The following is an 18,051-nucleotide window of genomic DNA, read 5'->3' as shown; positions in this document are numbered from 1 at the left end:
CACGGAGCGCGGATATGGGCCTGAGCGACGACTGGCGCGGCTGGGTCATCTACCAGATCTATCCGCGCAGTTTCGCCGACAGCAACGGCGACGGGGTCGGGGATCTGCCGGGGGTGATGGCCCATCTGGACCATGTCGCCTCGCTGGGCGTGGACGCGGTCTGGCTGTCGCCCTTCTTCCCGTCGCCGATGGCTGACTTCGGCTATGACGTCTCCGACTATTGCGGCGTCGATCCGGTGTTCGGCACGCTGGAAGATTTCGACGCCCTGATCGCCCGGGCCCACGGTCTGGGGCTGAAGGTCATCATCGACCAGGTCTATTGCCATACGTCGGACCGTCATGCCTGGTTTGCCGAGAGCCGCGCCAACCGCACCAATGCCCGGGCCGACTGGTATGTCTGGGCGGACGCGAAGCCGGACGGCACGCCGCCGTCGAACTGGCAGTCGGTGTTCGGTGGCCCGGCCTGGACCTGGGACGCGCGGCGCGGCCAGTACTATCTGCACAATTTCCTGGCCGAGCAGCCGCAGCTGAACCTCGACCTGCCGGCGGTGCAGGATGCCCTGCTGGCGGTGGCGCGCTTCTGGCTGGACCGGGGCGTCGACGGGTTCCGGCTAGATGCGTTCAATTTCGCGCCGCACGATCCGGCCCTGACCGACAATCCGCCGGCCCCGCCGGGGCCGCGCACCCGGCCGCTGGACTTCCAGCTGAAGGTTCACAACCAGTCCCAGCCCGGCATCATCCCCTTCGCTGAACGGATCCGGGCCCTGACCGACAGTTATGGCGGCCGCTTCACTGTGGCCGAGGTCGGCGGGGATGATGTCGATCTGGAGCGTCACCTCCTGACCGAAGGGCAGGCCCGGCTGAACACCTCCTACGGCTTTGAATTCCTCTATGCCCCGCATCTGACCCCCGAACTGGTCGCGACGACCCTGGGGCGCTGGACCGGCGCGCCGGGCGAGGGCTGGCCGGCCTGGGCCTTCTCCAACCATGACGCGCCGCGCGCCGTGTCGCGCTGGGCTCCCGAGTCCGATCGCGCGGCCATGGCGGCCCTGACCCTGCTGCTGCTGGTCAGTCTGCGCGGCACCGTCTTTCTCTATCAGGGCGAGGAGCTGGGCCTGCCCCAGGGCGATGTGCCGTTCGACCGGCTGGTCGATCCCGAGGCCATTGCCAACTGGCCGAAGACCCTGGGCCGCGACGGGGCGCGTACCCCGATGCCGTGGCGCGACCTGGCTCCCTGGGCCGGCTTCTCGACCGTCGAGCCCTGGCTGCCGGTCGATGCCCGCCACCTGCCGCTGTCCGTGGCCAGCCAGACGGACCACCCGGCGTCGACCCTGGCCCTGACCCGGCGGCTGATCGCCCTGCGCCGCAGTCGCCCGGTCCTGCAGACAGGGGCGTTGCACATGGTCGCCGGCGTTCCGGACGGCCTGATCGTATTCGAGCGCGGCACGGGCGAGGACCGGCTGCTGTGCGCCTTCAACCCGACCGGAGCCGCTGTCGACTGGACGCCGGACCCCGGCTGGAGCCCGGTCGAATCCGTCAATGACGACGGCGGCTCGGCCCTGGGCCCCTATGCCGCACGAATTCTGGGCCGGAAGGGGTCGACTTCCCCTGCGTGATCACGGGATGTTACAAGGTCTGGATGATGCACTGCAGCATCGCCGCCGGAGACGCCGCTGATGTCCGTTTTTGAACCCCGCGCCGGCCTTGAAGTCGCCCCGGAACTGGTCGCCCTGATCGAGGACGATGTTCTGCCCGGGCTGGATCTTGCACCCGACGTCTTCTGGACCGGCGTCGCCGCTGTCTTTGCCCGCTTCGCCCCCGAGAACCGCAGCCTGCTGGCCGTGCGCGACGGGCTGCAGACCCGTATCGACACCTGGCACCGGTCCCGCCGTGGCCAGCCCCATGATCCGTTGGCGACCGAGACCTTCCTGCGCGAGATCGGCTATCTGGTGACCGAGCCGGCCCCCTTCGCCGTCTCGACCGCCCGGGTCGACGACGAGATCGCGCGCATGGCCGGACCGCAGCTGGTCGTGCCGGTGCTGAACGCCCGCTTCCTGCTGAATGCCGCCAATGCCCGCTGGGGCAGTCTGTATGACGCCCTGTACGGCACCGACGCCCTCGGCGACCTGCCGGCTCCCGGCCCCTATGATCCGGCGCGCGGCGCGCGGGTCGTGGCCCGGGCCCGGACCTTCCTCGACGAGGCTGTGCCGATGGCGACCGGGTCGCATTCGGATGTCACCGGCTGGCGCATCATCAACGGCAATCTGTCGCCGGCCCTGGCCCGGCCCGAACAGTTCGTCGGCTTCACCGGCCCGGCCGAGGCCCCGACATACGTCCTGCTGCGCCACAACGGCCTGCATATCGAACTGGTCATCGACCGCAGCCACCCGATCGGCGCGACCGATCCGGCGGGCATGGCTGATGTGGTGCTGGAGTCGGCCCTGTCGACCATCGTCGATCTGGAGGACTCGATCGCCGCCGTCGACGCGGAGGACAAGGTCGCCGCCTATCGCAACTGGCTGGGTCTGATGACCGGCGAGCTGTCGGCCCAATTCGACAAGGGCGGCAAGAGCCTGACCCGGACGCTTGAAGCCGACCGGGCCTATGTCGCGCCCAACGGCGCGACCCTGACCCTGCCGGGGCGGGCCCTGCTGTTCGTGCGCAACGTCGGCCATCTGATGACGACGCCGGCGCTGCGGCTGGCCGACGGATCGGACGCCCCCGAAGGCATCCTCGACGCCATCGTCACCAGTTTGATCGCCCTGCATGACCTGAAGGGGCAGGGGCGGTTCCGCAACAGCCGCGCCGGCTCGGTCTATATCGTCAAACCCAAGATGCACGGGCCGGAGGAGTGCGCCTTCACCGACCGGCTGTTCGATGCGGTCGAGGACCTGCTGGGTCTGGCGCGGCACACGATCAAGGTCGGGGTGATGGACGAGGAGCGTCGCACCTCGGCCAATCTGGCCGCCTGTATCCATGCGGTGAAGGGCCGGATCGCCTTCATCAACACCGGCTTCCTCGACCGCACCGGCGACGAGATCCACACGGCGATGCAGGCCGGTCCGGTGGTGCGCAAGGCGGCGATGAAGACCAGCGCCTGGATCACCGCCTATGAGGCGCGCAACGTCGCCATCGGCCTGGCCTGCGGCCTGTCCGGCCGGGCCCAGATCGGCAAGGGGATGTGGGCCGCGCCCGACCGCATGGCCGAGATGCTGGAGCAGAAGATCGGCCATCCCAAGACCGGGGCCAATACCGCCTGGACCCCGTCACCGACGGCGGCCACCCTGCATGCGCTGCACTATCATGCGGTCGATGTGTTCGCGGTCCAGGCCGAGGTCGCGAAACAGCCGGTGCCCGGTCTCGACGGCCTGCTGACCCCGCCGCTGGCCGAGGGGGCCAATTGGTCGGAACAGGACATCACCGACGAGCTGGACAACAACGCCCAGGGTATCCTCGGCTATGTGGTGCGCTGGATCGATCAGGGCGTCGGCTGTTCCAAGGTGCCCGACATCCATGACGTCGGTCTGATGGAGGACCGCGCGACGTTGCGGATTTCCTCCCAGCATATGGCCAACTGGCTGTTGCACGGGGTCTGCACCGCCGAACAGGTCGAGGCCGCGCTGCGGCGGATGGCGGCCCGGGTCGATGCCCAGAACGCCGGCGATCCCCTGTATCGGCCGATGGCCCCGGACCCCGAGGCCAGCCTCGCCTTCCAGGCGGCCCGGGCCCTGGTGTTCGAGGGCGAGGCCCAGCCCAACGGCTATACCGAACCCGTGCTGCACGCCTTCCGCGCCAGGGCCAAAGTCGGGGTCAGGGCCCCAGGCTGAGACCCTACTGTTCGCTGCCCGAGCGCCACAGGTTGTTGGTCAGGGGTTCGATCAGATAGCCCAGCGCCGTGCGCTTGCGCAGCAGGACCACGACCTCGACCGGGCTGCCCGGACGGATGGTGCGACCCAGCCGGCCCAGCCGTTCCAGCTGGTCGGCGGGGACCACGATCTCGGCCCGGAAATAGCGGCTGCCGTCGGTCTCGTCGGTGAAGCTGTCGCCCGAGATCCGCGTGACCCGCCCGTGCACGATCGGCGGATTGCCCTCGCGCAGGCCGGGGAATTTGACCTCCGTGTCCTGACCGACCTTCAGATTGTCGACGTCGGTCGGCTGGATCCGGGCGACGATGATCTGGGAGGCGTCGGCCGGGACGATATCCATCAGGGTCTGGCCCGGCTGGATCACCCCACCCGGCGTAAAGATGGTCAGGCCCATGACCTGGCCCGACACGGGCGCGCGGATCTGGTTGCGGGCGATCTGGGCCCGGTATTCGGTCAGGCGCGGCCGCAGTTCGTTCAGCTGCACCTCGATGGTGCGCAGCTGTTCGGCCACGTCCTCGTTCAGCCCGGTCGAGACCGACAGCATCTGCAGCCGGGTCTCGCCGACCTGTTCGCGGGCCCGGGCCACCTGGGCCCGCAGCGAGCCCAGCTCGCCGTCCAGCGCCGCCTCGGTCCGTTCCAGCGCCCGCACCCGGGTCATCGGCGCATAGCCCTGGGCCGCGAGTGAGCGGATACCCGCCAGTTCCTCGGCGATCAGGCGACGCTGCTCGACATTGGATTCGATCTGCCGCTGCAGACCTTCCATCTGCTGATTCAGCTGTTCGATACGCTGCTGCAGCACACCGCTCTCGGTGGAGCGGCCGCTGCGGCGGGCACTGAACTGCTGGCGTTGCAGGCGCAGGGCCTCCTCGGCCAGGGCCTGGTCGGCGGGTGGCAGGCCGGCGAATTCGGCCGGGGTGGCGATGGCGCGGGCGCGGTCGCGCTCGGCGATGAGCCGCGAACGCTGGGCCAGCAGGGCCAGGACCTGACCGGTCAGGCCGCGCTCATTGGCGACCAGTTCGCCACTCGAGACCTCGACCAGGACCTGACCCTGGCGCACGGTATCGCCCTCGACCACATGCAGGGCGCTGACGACCCCGCCCTCGCGATGCTGCACGGCCTGGCGATTGCCAGACACGGCCACCTGGCCCTGGGCATAGGCTCCGGCGTCCAGCGGCACGAAGGCGGCCCAGCCGAGAAACAGAACGAAGAAGGCGACGATGATGACGCCGCCGATGATCAGTTCCCGGCGCGGTGCGTCGGTGACCGGCGGCGGCAGAACCGGTGCCGGCAGGACCGGCATCGGCACGGCGCCGGCGGGGGGCGGTGCGCCGGTCATTGCTTGACCGCCTCGGCCGGACGGACGGCCGCCCGCATCGTCTCGAGCACTGCCTCACGCGGCCCTTCGGTCTGCACCACCCCGTCGCGCATCAGCAGCAGTCGGTCGACCCGGGCCAGAACCCCGGCGCGATGGGCGATGATGACCACGGCGGCCCCGCGCGCGGCTGCGGCGAGGATGGCCGACATCAGGGCCGACTCCCCGTCCTGGTCGAGATTGGAATTGGGCTCGTCCAGCACCAGCAGAACCGGATCGCCATACAGGGCCCGGGCCAGGGCGATGCGCTGGGCCTGGCCGGTCGACAGCCCCTGGCCGAACGGGCCCAGCACCGTGTCATAGCCGTGCGGCAGGCGCTGGATCATCTCGTGGGCCCCGGCGGCCATGGCGGCCGCCACCGCTCCGCGATCGACGGACTCGACCGGGGCACCGGCGGCGATGGCAAAGCGCGAGATATTGTCCTTGATCGAGCCGGCGAACAGGCTGGGGACCTGGGGCAGATAGCCGATGTAGCGGGCCAGGTCGTCGCCGTCGCGGGCGTCGTATTCGGCCCCGTCCAGCCGCACCGTGCCCGAGGCCGGTTTCAGCGCCCCGGCGATGACCCGGGCCAGGGTGGTCTTGCCCGAGCCGCTGGCCCCGACCACGCCCAGGGTCTGGCCGGGACTGAGTTTGAAACTGGCGGCGCGCAGCTGCGGGGCGTCGCTGCCAGGGAATTGTACGGTGATCCCCTCGACCGACAGGGCCCCGGCCGGCGGGGGCAGGGTGGTGCGCGGCAGGTCCCGCGACGCGGTGCCGGCGAACAGATCGTTCAGCGCCTTCCAGCTGGTCCGGGCCTGGATCAGGCCGGGCCAGGCCCCGACCAGCAGCTCGACCGGGGCCACGGCCCGGCTCAGCAGGACCGAGGCGGCGATGATCGCGCCGGCCGAGATCTGGCCGCGCACGGCAAGGAAGGCCGCCAGGCCCAGCGACAGGGACTGCAGCGTCAGCCGCAGGAATTTGATCGCCCCGCTGTAGCGGCCCCCGGCGAACTGGGCGTCAGCCTGGCCGGCGGTGGCCAGACGGCGCTGTTCGATCTGGCGATTGATACTGGCCTGACGCATGCCGAGCGCCCGCACGACCTCGGTCTGTCCGGCGATATTCTCCTGGGCGGCATAGGCGGTGTTGCTGGACTGGATCGCCCTGGCCAGACGCGGACGGCTGTCGCGTTCATTCAGCCAGGCCAGGGCGAACAGTAGCAGGCCCCCGACCAGGGTCAGCAGACCCAGGGCCGGGTGCAGCAGGAAACAGGCCGCCAGATAGATCGGTGTCCACGGCGCATCCAGCACCGCCAGCATGCCCTGACCGCTCAGGGCCCCGCGCACATTGTCGAATTCGCGCAGGGCCTGGGTGTTGGGAGCCTTGGTCTGCAGGTCGACGACCCGGGCCAGCACCTTGCCCGCCAGCATCCGGTCCAGCCTGAGCCCGGCGCGCAGCAGCAACCGTGCCCTCAGCCAGTCCAGACCGGCCAGGGTGGCCAGGGCGAAGATCACCACGCCGGTGACGAAGACCAGGGTCATCAGCCCGCCGGTCGGCACCACCCGGTCATAGACCTGCAGCATGTACAGGGTCGGGGTCAGGTACAGCAGATTGACCAGGGCGCTGAACACGGCGGCCCAGATGAAATGGGTGCGGCAGGCGATCAGCGCCTCGGCGAGGGGTTCAGTGCCGGGGCGGCTGGGAAGCAGGTTCTTGAACACGCGGCGTTTCTGGCGACATCTGCACGACGGACAGGCGGACACTGTATCGTCATGGCGCGCGCCGGAACAGACGATTCTGTCCCGGGGGGGCCTGGCCGGCCTTGCCCGCTGGTCCTGCGGGGGGCGATAAGGGGGCGGGGCGAAACGGAGACGCCAGATGTCGAGCCTGTTCCCGGTCCCCGCGGTCGCCGCCGCGATCCTTGCCCTCACCCTGGCCACGGCCTGTCAGGCCCGGAACGATGCGATGCCGATTTCCCACCCGGCTCCTGATGCGACCCCCGCGATCGGCCTTTGGGAAATTCGCCCGGTTGATGCGGCCGCGTCCGGCCTGTGCCGACTGGCCCTGCGTGAAGACTCGCGCGCTGACGGGCACGCCGTCGTGATGGCGACCTGCGAGCTGAAGGCCGCGAACCGGGCCCATTACTGGCGCAGAACGCCGACCGGTTTCGTCCTGGTCGACGCCGCCGGCGCGACGTTGATCAGCTTCGCGCCGGAGACGCCGGACGCCTGGACCGGGGTCGGTGCCGACGGCACGGAATACCGGATGATCCGCGCCGCCATGTTCTGATCCGGTGGCTCCCGGGATCGAACCTGTCCCAGCCGTAACTTGCCCTGCGGGGCCAGCCGCGCGAGGCTTGGGCGGATATCAAGGGGGACGCCATGCTGACCATCCAGAACCTGACCCATGTGTATGGCAACGGCACAAGGGCGCTGGACGACGTCAGCCTGATCGTTCCCAAGGGGATGTTCGGCCTGCTCGGCCCGAACGGGGCCGGCAAGTCGACGCTGATGCGTTCGATCGCCACCCTGCAGACGCCGACGTCCGGCAGCATCCGCTTCGGCGACATCGATGTGATCGCCGAGCCCGAGAAACTGCGCCGGGTGCTGGGCTATCTGCCCCAGGACTTCGGCGTCTACCCGCGCGTGTCCTGCTACGACATGCTGAACCATATGGCGGTGCTGAAGGGCATCGCCGGCGCGCGTGAACGCAAGGAGACGGTCGAGTCCCTGCTGAACCAGACCAATCTGTGGTCGGTGCGCAAGAAGGCCCTGGCGGGCTTTTCCGGCGGCATGCGCCAGCGCTTCGGCATCGCCCAGGCCCTGATCGGCAACCCCGAACTGATCATCGTCGACGAACCGACCGCCGGGCTGGATCCGGAAGAGCGCAACCGTTTCCTCAACCTGCTGGCCGAGATCGGCGAGAACGTCGTCATCATCCTGTCGACCCATATCGTCGAGGACGTCTCGGACCTGTGTCCGCGCATGGCGGTCCTGGCCGGTGGCAAGATTCAGCTGGAGGGCGCGCCGGTCGAACTGATGCAGAGCCTGAACGGCCGCGTCTGGCGCAAGGTCATCGACAAGTCGGAACTCGAGGGCCACGGCTCCGCCTACAATATCATCTCCACCCGGCTGTTCGCTGGCCAGACGGTGATCCACGTCCTGTCGGACGCCCATCCCGGCGACGGATTCGAACCGGCCCCGGGCGGGCTGGAAGACGTCTATATGGCGTCCGTCAATACCGCGCGTCACGCAGCCTGAGGCCGGGCGCATGTTTGCAAAGATCGCCGCCTTCGAGTTCCGCTACCAGCTGCGCCAGCCGGCCTTCTGGGTGATTGCCATCGTCTTCGGCCTGCTGGCCTTCGGCGCGGTGGCTACTGAAAACATCAGTCTGGGCGGCGGAGGCAATGTTCACAAGAACGCCCCCTACGCCCTGGCCATGGCCCATCTGGTCTTCACCATCTTCTTCATGCTGGCCTCGACCGCCATCGTCGCCAATGTCGTGGTGCGGGACACAACGACCGGGTTCGGTCCGCTGATCCACGCCACCCGTGTGTCCAAATTTGACTATCTGTACGGCCGCTTCCTCGGGGCCTTCGCCGCCGTGGCCCTGTGTTTCACCAGCGTCGGCCTGGGCAATCTGATCGGCACCCTGATGCCGTGGGTCGATCCCGAAACCCTCGGGGCCTTCCGGCCGGTCGACTATGTCTATGCCTATCTGGTCCTGGCCTTGCCGGGCCTGCTGCTGACCTCGGCCCTGTTCTTCGCCCTGGCCACGGTCACGCGCTCGATGATGGCCACCTATGTCGGCGTGGTCGGGGTCTTCATCCTGTATCTGATCGCCGAGACGGTGGTCGGCGACAAGCCCGAGTGGGAAGGCGTGGCGGCCTGGGCCGAACCGTTCGGCGGCACCGCCTTCGGCCTCGTCACCAAATACTGGACCGTCGCCGAGAAGAACACGCTGCTCGCCCCTCTGGACGGGGTGCTGCTGGGCAACCGGCTGCTGTGGACCGGCGTGGCCTTCCTGATACTGGCCTCGGCCTGGCTGCTGTACCGGCCCGCAATCCGTGGGGCCAAGGCCGGCAAGGCCGACAAGCTGCGCGCCCTGGCCGACACGCCCGCCACGAAGTCCGGGCCGGTCCCGACCGGTGCCCTGCCGCAGCCCCGTTACGGCTTCGCCAGCGGCCTGGCCCAGCTGCTGTCGCGCACGCGCTTCGAGATGGCGCTGATCTTCCGCAGCCCGGCCTATCTGGTGTTGATCGCCCTGGCCCTGGCCTTCGGCATCATCACCCTGCTGTTCACCGGCGAAATCTTCGGCACGCCGGTCCTGCTGGTGACGCGGGTGGTGATCACGGCCGTGACCGGGGCCTTCGGCCTGATCGCGATCATCGTCGCCATCTACTATTCCGGCGAGCTGGTCTGGCGCGATCGTGAGCGCAAGGTCCACGAGATCATCGACGCGACGGCGACTCCGGACTGGACCTTCCTGGTGCCCAAGACCCTGGCCCTGGCCCTGGTCCTGATCTCGACCCTGCTGGTCGGGGTGGTGGCCGGCGTGCTGGTCCAGACCATCAAGGGCTACACGGACTATGATTTCGGCAAATACCTTGTCTGGTACGTCCTGCCCGGCGCGACCTATTTCATCCTGCTGTCGGTGCTGGCCATCTTCATTCAGGCCCTGTCGCCCAACAAATTCGTCGGCTGGGCCGTCATGGTCGTCTATCTGATCTCGACCCTGGTCCTGGGCAATCTCGGCTTCGACCACATGCTGTACCGCTACGGCCAGACCGTCGGCGTGCCGCTGTCGGACATGAACGGTCGTGGCGATTTCGCCGCCTTCGCCGCCTGGGGCAACGCCTACTGGTCCGCCTTCGCCCTTTTCCTGATGGTCATCACCTACGGCCTGTGGCGGCGGGGCACGGAGACCCGGCTGCTGCCGCGCCTGCGCCGTCTGCCGCGGCGCCTGGCCGGGCCGGCGGGCCTGATCGGCGGGGCCGCCCTGGTGGCCTTCGTCGCCCTCGGGACCTTCATCTTCGTCAACACCAATGTCTGGAATGACTACCAAAGCCGCGACGCGCGCGAGCTGCGAATGGTCAACTATGAGAAAACCCTGCTGGGCTTCGAGAACACGCCGCAGCCCGCCATCACCGACGTTACCCTGGTGCTGGACCTGTATCCGCACGCGCCGCGCCTGACGACGCGCGGCACCTATGTGATCACCAACACGACCGCCGCCCCGCTCAACGAAATCCACCTGCGCTGGGACGAGGATCTCGACATGGTGCGGCTGGACGTCGAGGGCGCGAAGCCTGACCGGGACTGGCCGGATTTCCAGTACCGGATCTATCAGTTCGCCACCCCGATGCAGCCCGGCGAGAGCCGCACGGTCACCTTCGAGACGCTGAAGGAACAGCGGGGCTTCAGGAACAGCGGCAACACCACCCGACTGGTCGACAATGGCACCTTCGTCACCAACGGCGAATTCGCCCCCACGATCGGCATGGACCGCAACAACCTGCTGCAGGACCGGGCCAAGCGGCGCAAGCACGGCCTGCCGGCCGAACTGCGCATGCCCAAGCTCGAAGACCTGTCCGCGCAGTCGAAGAACTACATCGGTGCGGACTGGGTCAATGCCGACATCACGGTGACGACCGAGGCCGACCAGATCGCGGTGGCCCCCGGCTACCGGGTGTCGGATTCGGTCAGTGGCGACCGGCGGACAGCCCGGTTCGTCACCGAAGCCCCGATCCTGATGTTCTTCTCGGTCCAGTCGGCCCGCTATGAGGTGACCCGTCAGGTGCACGACGGCGTGACCTTTGAAATCTACCACGACCCCAGTGCCCACAATGTCGATCGCATGATGACCGCGCTCGAACAGTCGCTCGACTATTTCCAGCCGGCCTTCGGCCCCTACCAGTTCCGTCAGGCGCGGATCGTCGAATATCCGGACTATGCCGGCTACGCCCAGTCCTTCCCCAACACCTTCGCCTGGAGTGAGGGGCTGGGCTTCATCGCCGACCTCTCCGACCCGTCCAAGGTCGACTATGTGACCTACATCGGGGCCCACGAGTTCGCGCACCAATGGTGGGCCCATCAGGTGATCGGCTCGGCCCAGCAGGGGTCGACCCTGCTGTCCGAGACCCTGGCCCAGTACTCCGCCCTGATGGTGATGGAGAAGATGTACGGCCCGGACCAGATCCGGAACTTCCTCAAGCTGGAACTGGATCGCTACCTGCGCTCGCGCGGCATGGAGCGGCTGGAAGAACTGCCGCTGCAGCGGGTCGAGAACCAGCAGTATATCCACTACCAGAAGGGCGGACTGGTCATGTATCTGCTGCGCGACCAGATCGGCGAGGACGCGGTCAATCGCGCGCTGCGCCGCCTGATCGCGGACCATGCCTTCAAATCCGCGCCCTATCCCCGGTCGCTGGACCTGGTCGCCGCCCTTCGGGCCGAGGCTCCGGCCGACAAACAGGCCCTGATCACCGACCTGTTCGAGAAGATCACCCTGTATGATGTCAAGGCGACCTCGGCCACGGTGGCGGAACGTCCGGACGGTCGCTGGGACGTGACCCTGGTGGTCGAGGCGCGCAAACTGTACGCCGACGGCCAGGGCGTCGAGACCGAGGCCCCGCTGAGCGAGACCTTCGACATCGGTCTGTTCAGTGCCGAACCGGGCAAGCCCGGCTTTGAACCGGCCAATGTGCTGCTGATGCAGCGCCGGCCGCTGCGCAGCGGGACCCAGACCTTCCGCTTCGTGACCGCGACCCGGCCGACCTACGCCGGGGTCGATCCCTACAACAGATGGATCGATCGCGAGTCCGACGACAACGTCCGCCCCGCAACCGACTAGGGCTCACCGCCGCAGTCTGTCCGGCCGGGCCTCAGGGGCGCAGGGTCTGGCCAGCCGCGCGCTGGGCGGCGATTTCGGCATTGGTCTCTTCCAGCGCCCGGGCGCGGGCCTCGGCCGAGGCGTGGCCGATCTGGGCATAGCGGACGCGCCAGCTGTCTGCCCCGAAGCGCCGCAGGAAGCCGGGGGCCCGGTCGGTGTCGAATCCGGCCCGGGCCATCAGATACAGGCCGACCCGGTCGGCGTCGCGTTCCTGCGTCCAGTGATTGCCGCGAGCCAGGGCGGTTTCCGGCACCGGATCCGGGTCGCCCAGGGGCTCGGGCGACGGGTGGTGCTGCAGCACATTGTGCGCCAGCTCATGCCCCAGGATCAGGGCCAGGTCGTCATCATCGGTGGCATAGGCGGCCATCGTCGAGCTGATGAAGACACCCCGGCCGTCGGCGCGGGCATTGTATTCGTCGGACGGATCGACCTGGAAAAAGCTGCTGCAGGCCTGGATGGGTTGCAGGGCCACGGTCCGCAATGTGGAGCCACGACGAACCTCCAGCCGCACCGGCCCCGCGGCCAGGGCCTGATCCAGACGGGCCAGATTGGCCGCCAGTCCGTCATGGGACGGTGGCCCGGAACCGTGGCCCGCCTCGAGGTCCTCGCCGTTGACCCGGACCAGCAGGTCGCCGGCGCTCAGCCCCGCCCGTGCCGCCGGACTCTCGTCGGCGACGGCCAGGACGCCGGGCAGGTCACCGTCGAGCCCGAACCGGGCCTCGGCCACGGGGCGCAGGGCGTCGCTGTACTGGTTGGCCGCGTGCAGGGACCAGCCGGCCACGTCGCGGCGCGACGCGCACAGGTCGACACTGGCCGTGGTCAGGCGGTAGCCGACGGCGGCGACACGCCGGTCCAGGGCCACCAGCGCCTCGAGCCGCGCGGCGGGGGAATCGCTGGGCGACAGGGCGGAGCCGCCGCCGGGGGCCGGTGTCGAACAGGCGACGGCACCAAGGCCGAGCGCGACAATCATCGCTCCGGCCGCCGCTCCGTTCAGGCTCGTTTTCCGCATGGTCTGATCCTAGCGAGTGCCGAACAGCCTGTCGCCTGCGTCACCCAGTCCGGGCAGGATATAGCCATGGTCGTTCAGCCTGCGGTCCACCGCCGCCGTCCAGATCGGCACGTCGGGATGGCAGGCCCGCAGTCGTTCCAGCCCCTCCGGCGAGGCGACCAGACAGACGAAGCGCAGTTGCGTCACACCGCGCGCCTTGAGCCGGTCGATGGCCGCGACCGCCGTATTGCCGGTGGCCAGCATTGGATCGATGACGATGCACAGTCGCTCGGCCACGTCCTCGGGCGCGCGGAAATAGTATTCCACCGGCTGCAGGGTTGCGGGGTCACGGTACAGGCCGATGTGAGCGACACGGGCACCGGGAACCATCTCCAGCATGCCCTCGACCAGTCCGAGGCCGGCGCGCAGGATCGGCACGAAGACCAGCTTCCTGCCCTTCAGCTGCTGCCCCGTTGTGGCCTCGACCGGGGTCTCGATCGCGACCGGTTCCAGCGGCAGGTCGCGGGTGACCTCATAGCAGAGCAGGATCGAGATCTCGTGCAGCAGCCGCCGGAACTGGGCGGTCGAGGTGTCGGTCTTCCGCATCAGGGTCAGCTTGTGCTGGACCAGGGGATGATCGACCGTGGTGATGCCGTCGGTGCCCGACTGGTCAGAGCCGGTGGGATGGGTCGACATGGGGCCTGCCTCGGATCCGGATGCGGCCCTGACGTGCGGCCGTAAGTCTCCTACGAGACTACTGCGCGGACGGCCTGTCCAGAGCCGTCGACACGGCGACACAGAGGTCGTGAGCTCAGCCGTGAATGGTCTCGCCGTGTTCGGCATAGTCCAGACCCTCGATCTCGGACTCCTTGGTCACCCGCAGGCCGGTGGTGTATTTGCAGACCATCAGCACGATGAAGGTGCCGACGGCGCTCCAGCCGATCACCGCCGCCAGGCCGATCGCCTGTTTCAGCACACTGGCTCCGGCGGCGGCCGGATTGATGGCCGTGGTCGCCAGCAGGCCGGTCAGCAGGGCCCCGACGATGCCGCCCAGCCCATGGATGCCGAAGGCGTCGAGGCTGTCGTCATATCTGAAAAGACGCTTGAGCCAGACCGCGCCGAAATAGCAGGCCGGGCCCGAGATCAGGCCGATGATCAGCGCCCCCTTGGGGTCGACCAGACCGGCCGCCGGGGTGATTCCGACCAGGCCACCGACCAGGCCGGACAGCAGGCCCAGCAGGGTGGGGCGTTTGCGCTCGATCCACTCGACGGCCATCCAGCCCAGGGCGGCCGCCGCGGCGGCGACGATGGTGTTCAGGGCAGCGACGGCGGCGATTCCGTCCGCGGCCCAGGCCGAACCGGCATTGAAGCCCAGCCAGCCGACGAACAGCAGGCCCGTGCCGATGGCCGTATAGGCGAGGTTGTGCGGGGCCATGTTGTCGCGACCGAAACCGTGGCGGGGGCCCAGCACCAGGGCGCAGACCAGACCGGCGACTCCGGCATTGACGTGCACGACGGCCCCGCCGGCGAAGTCGAGCACGCCCAGTCCGCCCAGATAGCCGCCACCCCAGACCTGATGGCAGATCGGGGCATAGACGATCAGGTGCCACAGGCCGAAGAACAGCAGGGAGGCCGAGAATTTCATCCGCTCGGCAAAGGCCCCGGCGATCAGGGCCGGGGTGATGATGGCGAAGGTCAACTGGTAGGCGATCCACAGGAATTCGGGCAGGGCCGGGGCCAGGCTGTGGGCCGTGTCGATCCGCACGCCGTTGAGGAAGGCCGCCTGCAGCCCGCCGACCAGACCGTTGATCGCGGCCGGGCCGGTGCCGAACGACAGGCTGTAGCCGACGATGAACCAGAGCACGGTGACGATGGCCAGGGCGGCCGTTGAATGGGCGATGGTGGCGATGACGTTCTTGCGCCGGACCATGCCGCCGTAGAACAGGGCCAGACCCGGCAGGGTCATCAGCAGCACCAGGGCGGTCGAGGTCAGGATCCAGGCCGTCGCCGCCCCGTCAATCACCAGCGGGGCCTGATGCGCCAGCAGCGGGGCCGGCACCGCCGCCACGGCCTGGCCGGCCAGTCCGGCCAGGCCGAGCGCTGTCAGGACGGGGGTGAGTTTCGATCGAATCATGGCTGCGGACCCGGTGTGAGGAGCAGGAGTGGCGGCCAATCCGCACGAGGGACGTCACCACGTCGGCCATGAAAGACCATGGTGCCGGTACAGGCAATTCATTTCGTGTGCGGTGCAATATGACCGCTGACGCTGATGTATTGCTCAAAATCCAGTCTGTTTATGGATGGATCGTGCTGCCTCATTGTGCGGAGCACAATATCATTGCCCCTGTTACGCCCCTGGTGGCCGGGCCTTCCGGGGCGGAACCGGCCTGGCGCTGCAAGGATCGTTGTTTTTCTGAGGCCGTCGCCGCTTCCGGCTGCTCCGCCGACGATAGGCTGATAGCCTGTACGTCCGTTCGGAAGCTGCAAGTCGAGGGATGTGATGCGTCGACTGACAATTCTGGTGGCGATGTGTCTGACCTTCGTGCTGGCGGGGTCTCCCGCGACGGCAGCGGTCACGGTCACCTTCTATGCCCACAGCGGCAACAAGATTCGCGGCGGCTGGCTGCTGTTTCCTCATGCCTATGTGACCCTGACGGGAACGGTCGATGCCACTGGCGAGGTTGTCGATGAGGCCGTCGGTTTTACGGCGAAATTTCCGGGGCCCCAGCTGCTGCTGTTCTCCGGGGCTGGCGTCGTCGAACGGCCCGACGCCCTCTATCTGTCCGAGGGCCGCGCCTATCTGACGCTGAGGCTCAGTGATGCGGTGTATGAGGCCGTGATGGCGCGCATCGCGCACTGGAGCAGCCCGGAGGGCTCGACCTACAGCCTGTGGCGCCGGAACTGCATCAATTTCATCGCTGACATTGCCCGCGCGGCCGGTCTGATGACCGCAGACGAGGACACCCTGAGTCCCAACGGTTTCATGACCGGGACAGCGGCGCTCAATCCCGCGGCGGCGGTCATTCCGGTCGAGGCCGATCCGACCCGGCGCGAAACCCCCGCCGACGCAGGGGTGACCGCCGAAAGGGGGCGTTAATGATACTGTGGCGAACGTGAATCCGATGACTCACAGAAAGGGCCGGGTATGAGCGTCCCGCCAATCATGCCGGCCGCGGACCCGGGACGGCCCACACTGGACGGCCTGGTCGGCGACTCGGCCTCGCCGGAAGCCCTGTCCCGGCTGTCGCGGGCCTCCCGCCCGGCGCGCCGGGCCGCCGGCAAGAAGACCGGAAAGACCCCGGCCTCGTCGCGCATCGTCCTGCTGCTTCAGGCCGCGTTGAAGGCGATCGCGGCCGAGACCTATGGCGAGGCCTCGCAGCTGGCGCTGAAGGCTTTGAAACTGGATGAGCGCAACGGCCTGTCCTGGCATATCCTGGCCATCGCCCAGGAAAAGGGCGGCGACCTGGCCCAGGCCTTTTCGGCCTATGAGGCGGCGGTGCGGCTGTCCGCCGACGAGACCATGGTGGCGTTCGACCTGGGCCGGCTGGCGCATCGCCTCGGCTATCTGGAGATCGCGGAGAAACTGCTGAGCCGCTATCTGGCCAGCCACCCCGGAAACGTGGAGGCAACCAACAACCTGGCCTGCGCCCTGCGCGACCAGAACCGCTATGACGAGGCCATCAACCTGTTGCGGGATGCCCTGGGGGGGAATCCGGCCGAGCCGATCCTGTGGAACTCCCTCGGCACGGTGCTGAGCGAGCGAGGCGACGCGGCCCAGTCCCTGCCGTTCTATGACGAGGCGCTGCGGCTGGCGCCGGACTTCTACAAGGCGCGCTACAACCGGGCCAATGTCCGCATGGGGCTGGGCGAGCCCCTGCTGGCCATCGCCGACATCGACGAGGCCCTGACCGGGGTCACCGCTCCCACCGAAATCGCCACGATGAAGATGGCCAAGGCCCTGACCCAGATGGCCGTCGGCCAGCTGGACCAGGCCTTCGAGACCTATGAGGCCCGCCTCGACCTGGCCCTGGCTGATGCCGTCACCTTTGCCCCCGGTGGCGAACGCTGGGCACCGGGCGACGACCTCAAGGGGCGGACGTTGCTGGTCTATGGCGAACAGGGGCTGGGCGACGAGATCCTGTTCGCCAATCTTCTGGCTGATGTGACCGAGGCGCTGGGGCCGGACGGCACCCTGATCCTGGCCGTCGAGCACCGGCTGGTGCCCCTGTTCCAGCGCAGCTATCCGCAGGCCCGGGTGGTGCGGCACCGCAGTGTGCGGCATCTGGGACGGCTGTACCGGGCCGCCGACCTGCCCGATCCGGTCCCGGCCATCGACCTTTGGTCGCCGATGGCCAGCCTGTTCCGCCAGTTCCGCACCCGGGCCGAGGCCTTCCCGACGACGCCGGGGTTCCTGACACCCGACTCCGACCGGGTCGCGCACTGGCGCGCCGTTCTGGCCGGGGCCGGTCCGGGCCTGAACGTCGGCGTGCTGTGGAAGAGCCTGATCATGAAGGGGGCCCGCGTGCGGGTCTATTCGCCGTTCGAGATGTGGCGGCCGGTGCTCAGCGTCCCGGGGGTGCGTTTCGTCAATCTGCAGTATGGCGACGCCACCGCCGAGCTTGAGGCCGCCCGCGCCGCCGGTCTCGAGATCTGGACCCCGCCCGGCATCGACCTGAAGGACGATCTGGATGACCTGGCCGCCCTGTGCGCGGCGCTCGACCTGGTGATCGGCCCGGCGACGGCCACGACCAATATCGCCGCCGCCTGCGGGGCCCCGGTCTGGATGACCTCGACCGGCGAGGCCTGGTCCGGCTTCGGCCCGAACGGCTATCTCTGCTATCCGACCGTCGAGGTGTTCCGCACTACGGTGCTCGGCGCATGGGCCGAGGTCATGGACCGGATCGCCACCGCCCTGTCGGCCGAGGTCGCGCAACGTCATGCCGCCTGAAGCCCCGCCC

At 68.4% G+C, this 18,051-nt stretch carries 12 protein-coding genes; 7 read left to right on the top strand and 5 right to left on the bottom strand.

Annotation, left to right across the window (positions count from 1 at the left end; genetic code table 11):
- Window positions 1-14 precede the first annotated feature (14 nt).
- Window positions 15-1,616, top strand: a complete 1,602-nt coding sequence (locus PSV00_RS13820) for an alpha-amylase family glycosyl hydrolase (protein ID WP_300448283.1) — start codon at window positions 15-17, stop codon at window positions 1,614-1,616.
- Between the two features lie 60 nt (window positions 1,617-1,676).
- On the top strand, window positions 1,677-3,827 hold the full coding sequence (locus PSV00_RS13815; RefSeq protein ID WP_300448281.1) for a malate synthase G: 2,151 nt from the start codon (window positions 1,677-1,679) through the stop codon (window positions 3,825-3,827).
- Window positions 3,828-3,831: 4 nt separating this feature from the next.
- Here PSV00_RS13815 and PSV00_RS13810 read toward each other — a convergent pair whose 3' ends face one another.
- Together PSV00_RS13810 and PSV00_RS13805 are read right to left on the bottom strand one after the other, a co-directional pair.
- The gene (locus PSV00_RS13810; RefSeq protein ID WP_300448279.1) at window positions 3,832-5,202 is read right to left on the bottom strand and encodes an HlyD family type I secretion periplasmic adaptor subunit; all 1,371 of its coding nucleotides are present in this window, start codon (window positions 5,200-5,202) and stop codon (window positions 3,832-3,834) included.
- Window positions 5,199-6,935 (bottom strand): type I secretion system permease/ATPase, encoded by a 1,737-nt coding sequence (locus tag PSV00_RS13805; protein WP_300448276.1) that lies wholly within the window; start codon window positions 6,933-6,935, stop codon window positions 5,199-5,201. The genes PSV00_RS13810 and PSV00_RS13805 overlap by 4 nt, the downstream gene beginning before the upstream one ends.
- 157 nt (window positions 6,936-7,092) lie before the next feature.
- Between PSV00_RS13805 and PSV00_RS13800 the strand changes: the two genes are divergently transcribed.
- From PSV00_RS13800 to PSV00_RS13790, 3 genes are all read left to right on the top strand, one after another.
- Window positions 7,093-7,503 (top strand): AprI/Inh family metalloprotease inhibitor, encoded by a 411-nt coding sequence (locus PSV00_RS13800; RefSeq protein WP_300448274.1) that lies wholly within the window; start codon window positions 7,093-7,095, stop codon window positions 7,501-7,503.
- Between the two features lie 92 nt (window positions 7,504-7,595).
- Complete coding sequence (locus tag PSV00_RS13795) at window positions 7,596-8,474, top strand: ABC transporter ATP-binding protein (protein ID WP_300448271.1); 879 nt, start codon at window positions 7,596-7,598, stop codon at window positions 8,472-8,474.
- A 10-nt stretch (window positions 8,475-8,484) separates the two neighbouring features.
- Window positions 8,485-12,066, top strand: coding sequence for a M1 family aminopeptidase (locus tag PSV00_RS13790; protein ID WP_300448268.1), 3,582 nt, complete (start codon window positions 8,485-8,487; stop codon window positions 12,064-12,066).
- A gap of 31 nt (window positions 12,067-12,097) precedes the next feature.
- On the opposite strand, the gene PSV00_RS13785 is transcribed toward PSV00_RS13790, so the two are convergent.
- From PSV00_RS13785 to PSV00_RS13775, 3 genes are all read right to left on the bottom strand, one after another.
- On the bottom strand, window positions 12,098-13,114 hold the full coding sequence (locus PSV00_RS13785; RefSeq protein WP_300448265.1) for a M48 family metallopeptidase: 1,017 nt from the start codon (window positions 13,112-13,114) through the stop codon (window positions 12,098-12,100).
- 9 nt (window positions 13,115-13,123) lie between these two features.
- Window positions 13,124-13,789, bottom strand: coding sequence for a uracil phosphoribosyltransferase (gene upp, locus PSV00_RS13780; RefSeq protein WP_300448262.1), 666 nt, complete (start codon window positions 13,787-13,789; stop codon window positions 13,124-13,126).
- Between the two features lie 115 nt (window positions 13,790-13,904).
- Complete coding sequence (locus tag PSV00_RS13775; protein WP_300448259.1) at window positions 13,905-15,227, bottom strand: ammonium transporter; 1,323 nt, start codon at window positions 15,225-15,227, stop codon at window positions 13,905-13,907.
- Between the two features lie 366 nt (window positions 15,228-15,593).
- On the opposite strand from PSV00_RS13775, the gene PSV00_RS13770 reads away from it, so the two are divergent.
- On the top strand, window positions 15,594-16,190 hold the full coding sequence (locus tag PSV00_RS13770; RefSeq protein WP_300448256.1) for a hypothetical protein: 597 nt from the start codon (window positions 15,594-15,596) through the stop codon (window positions 16,188-16,190).
- 48 nt (window positions 16,191-16,238) lie between these two features.
- A complete protein-coding gene (locus tag PSV00_RS13765) occupies window positions 16,239-18,041 on the top strand; it encodes a tetratricopeptide repeat protein (protein WP_300448254.1) in 1,803 nt (600 codons plus the stop codon).
- The last annotated feature ends 10 nt before the right edge of the window (window positions 18,042-18,051 follow it).

The organism is Brevundimonas sp. (genome assembly GCF_029945885.1).
Taxonomy (GTDB): domain Bacteria; phylum Pseudomonadota; class Alphaproteobacteria; order Caulobacterales; family Caulobacteraceae; genus Brevundimonas.
The sequence above is the reverse complement of the archived record's forward strand: the minus strand, read 5'-3'. Positions and strand labels throughout refer to the sequence as shown.

Excerpts from the sequence above, each read along its gene's own strand:
- PSV00_RS13820 (WP_300448283.1), top strand. The coding sequence starts at position 15 with ATGGGCCTGAGCGACGACTGGCGCGGCTGGGTCATCTACCAGATCTAT.
- PSV00_RS13815 (WP_300448281.1), top strand. The coding sequence starts at position 1,677 with ATGTCCGTTTTTGAACCCCGCGCCGGCCTTGAAGTCGCCCCGGAACTG.
- PSV00_RS13810 (WP_300448279.1), bottom strand. The coding sequence starts at position 5,202 with ATGACCGGCGCACCGCCCCCCGCCGGCGCCGTGCCGATGCCGGTCCTG.
- PSV00_RS13800 (WP_300448274.1), top strand. The coding sequence starts at position 7,093 with ATGTCGAGCCTGTTCCCGGTCCCCGCGGTCGCCGCCGCGATCCTTGCC.
- PSV00_RS13795 (WP_300448271.1), top strand. The coding sequence starts at position 7,596 with ATGCTGACCATCCAGAACCTGACCCATGTGTATGGCAACGGCACAAGG.
- PSV00_RS13790 (WP_300448268.1), top strand. The coding sequence starts at position 8,485 with ATGTTTGCAAAGATCGCCGCCTTCGAGTTCCGCTACCAGCTGCGCCAG.
- PSV00_RS13785 (WP_300448265.1), bottom strand. The coding sequence starts at position 13,114 with ATGCGGAAAACGAGCCTGAACGGAGCGGCGGCCGGAGCGATGATTGTC.
- upp (WP_300448262.1), bottom strand. The coding sequence starts at position 13,789 with ATGTCGACCCATCCCACCGGCTCTGACCAGTCGGGCACCGACGGCATC.
- PSV00_RS13775 (WP_300448259.1), bottom strand. The coding sequence starts at position 15,227 with ATGATTCGATCGAAACTCACCCCCGTCCTGACAGCGCTCGGCCTGGCC.
- PSV00_RS13770 (WP_300448256.1), top strand. The coding sequence starts at position 15,594 with ATGCGTCGACTGACAATTCTGGTGGCGATGTGTCTGACCTTCGTGCTG.
- PSV00_RS13765 (WP_300448254.1), top strand. The coding sequence starts at position 16,239 with ATGAGCGTCCCGCCAATCATGCCGGCCGCGGACCCGGGACGGCCCACA.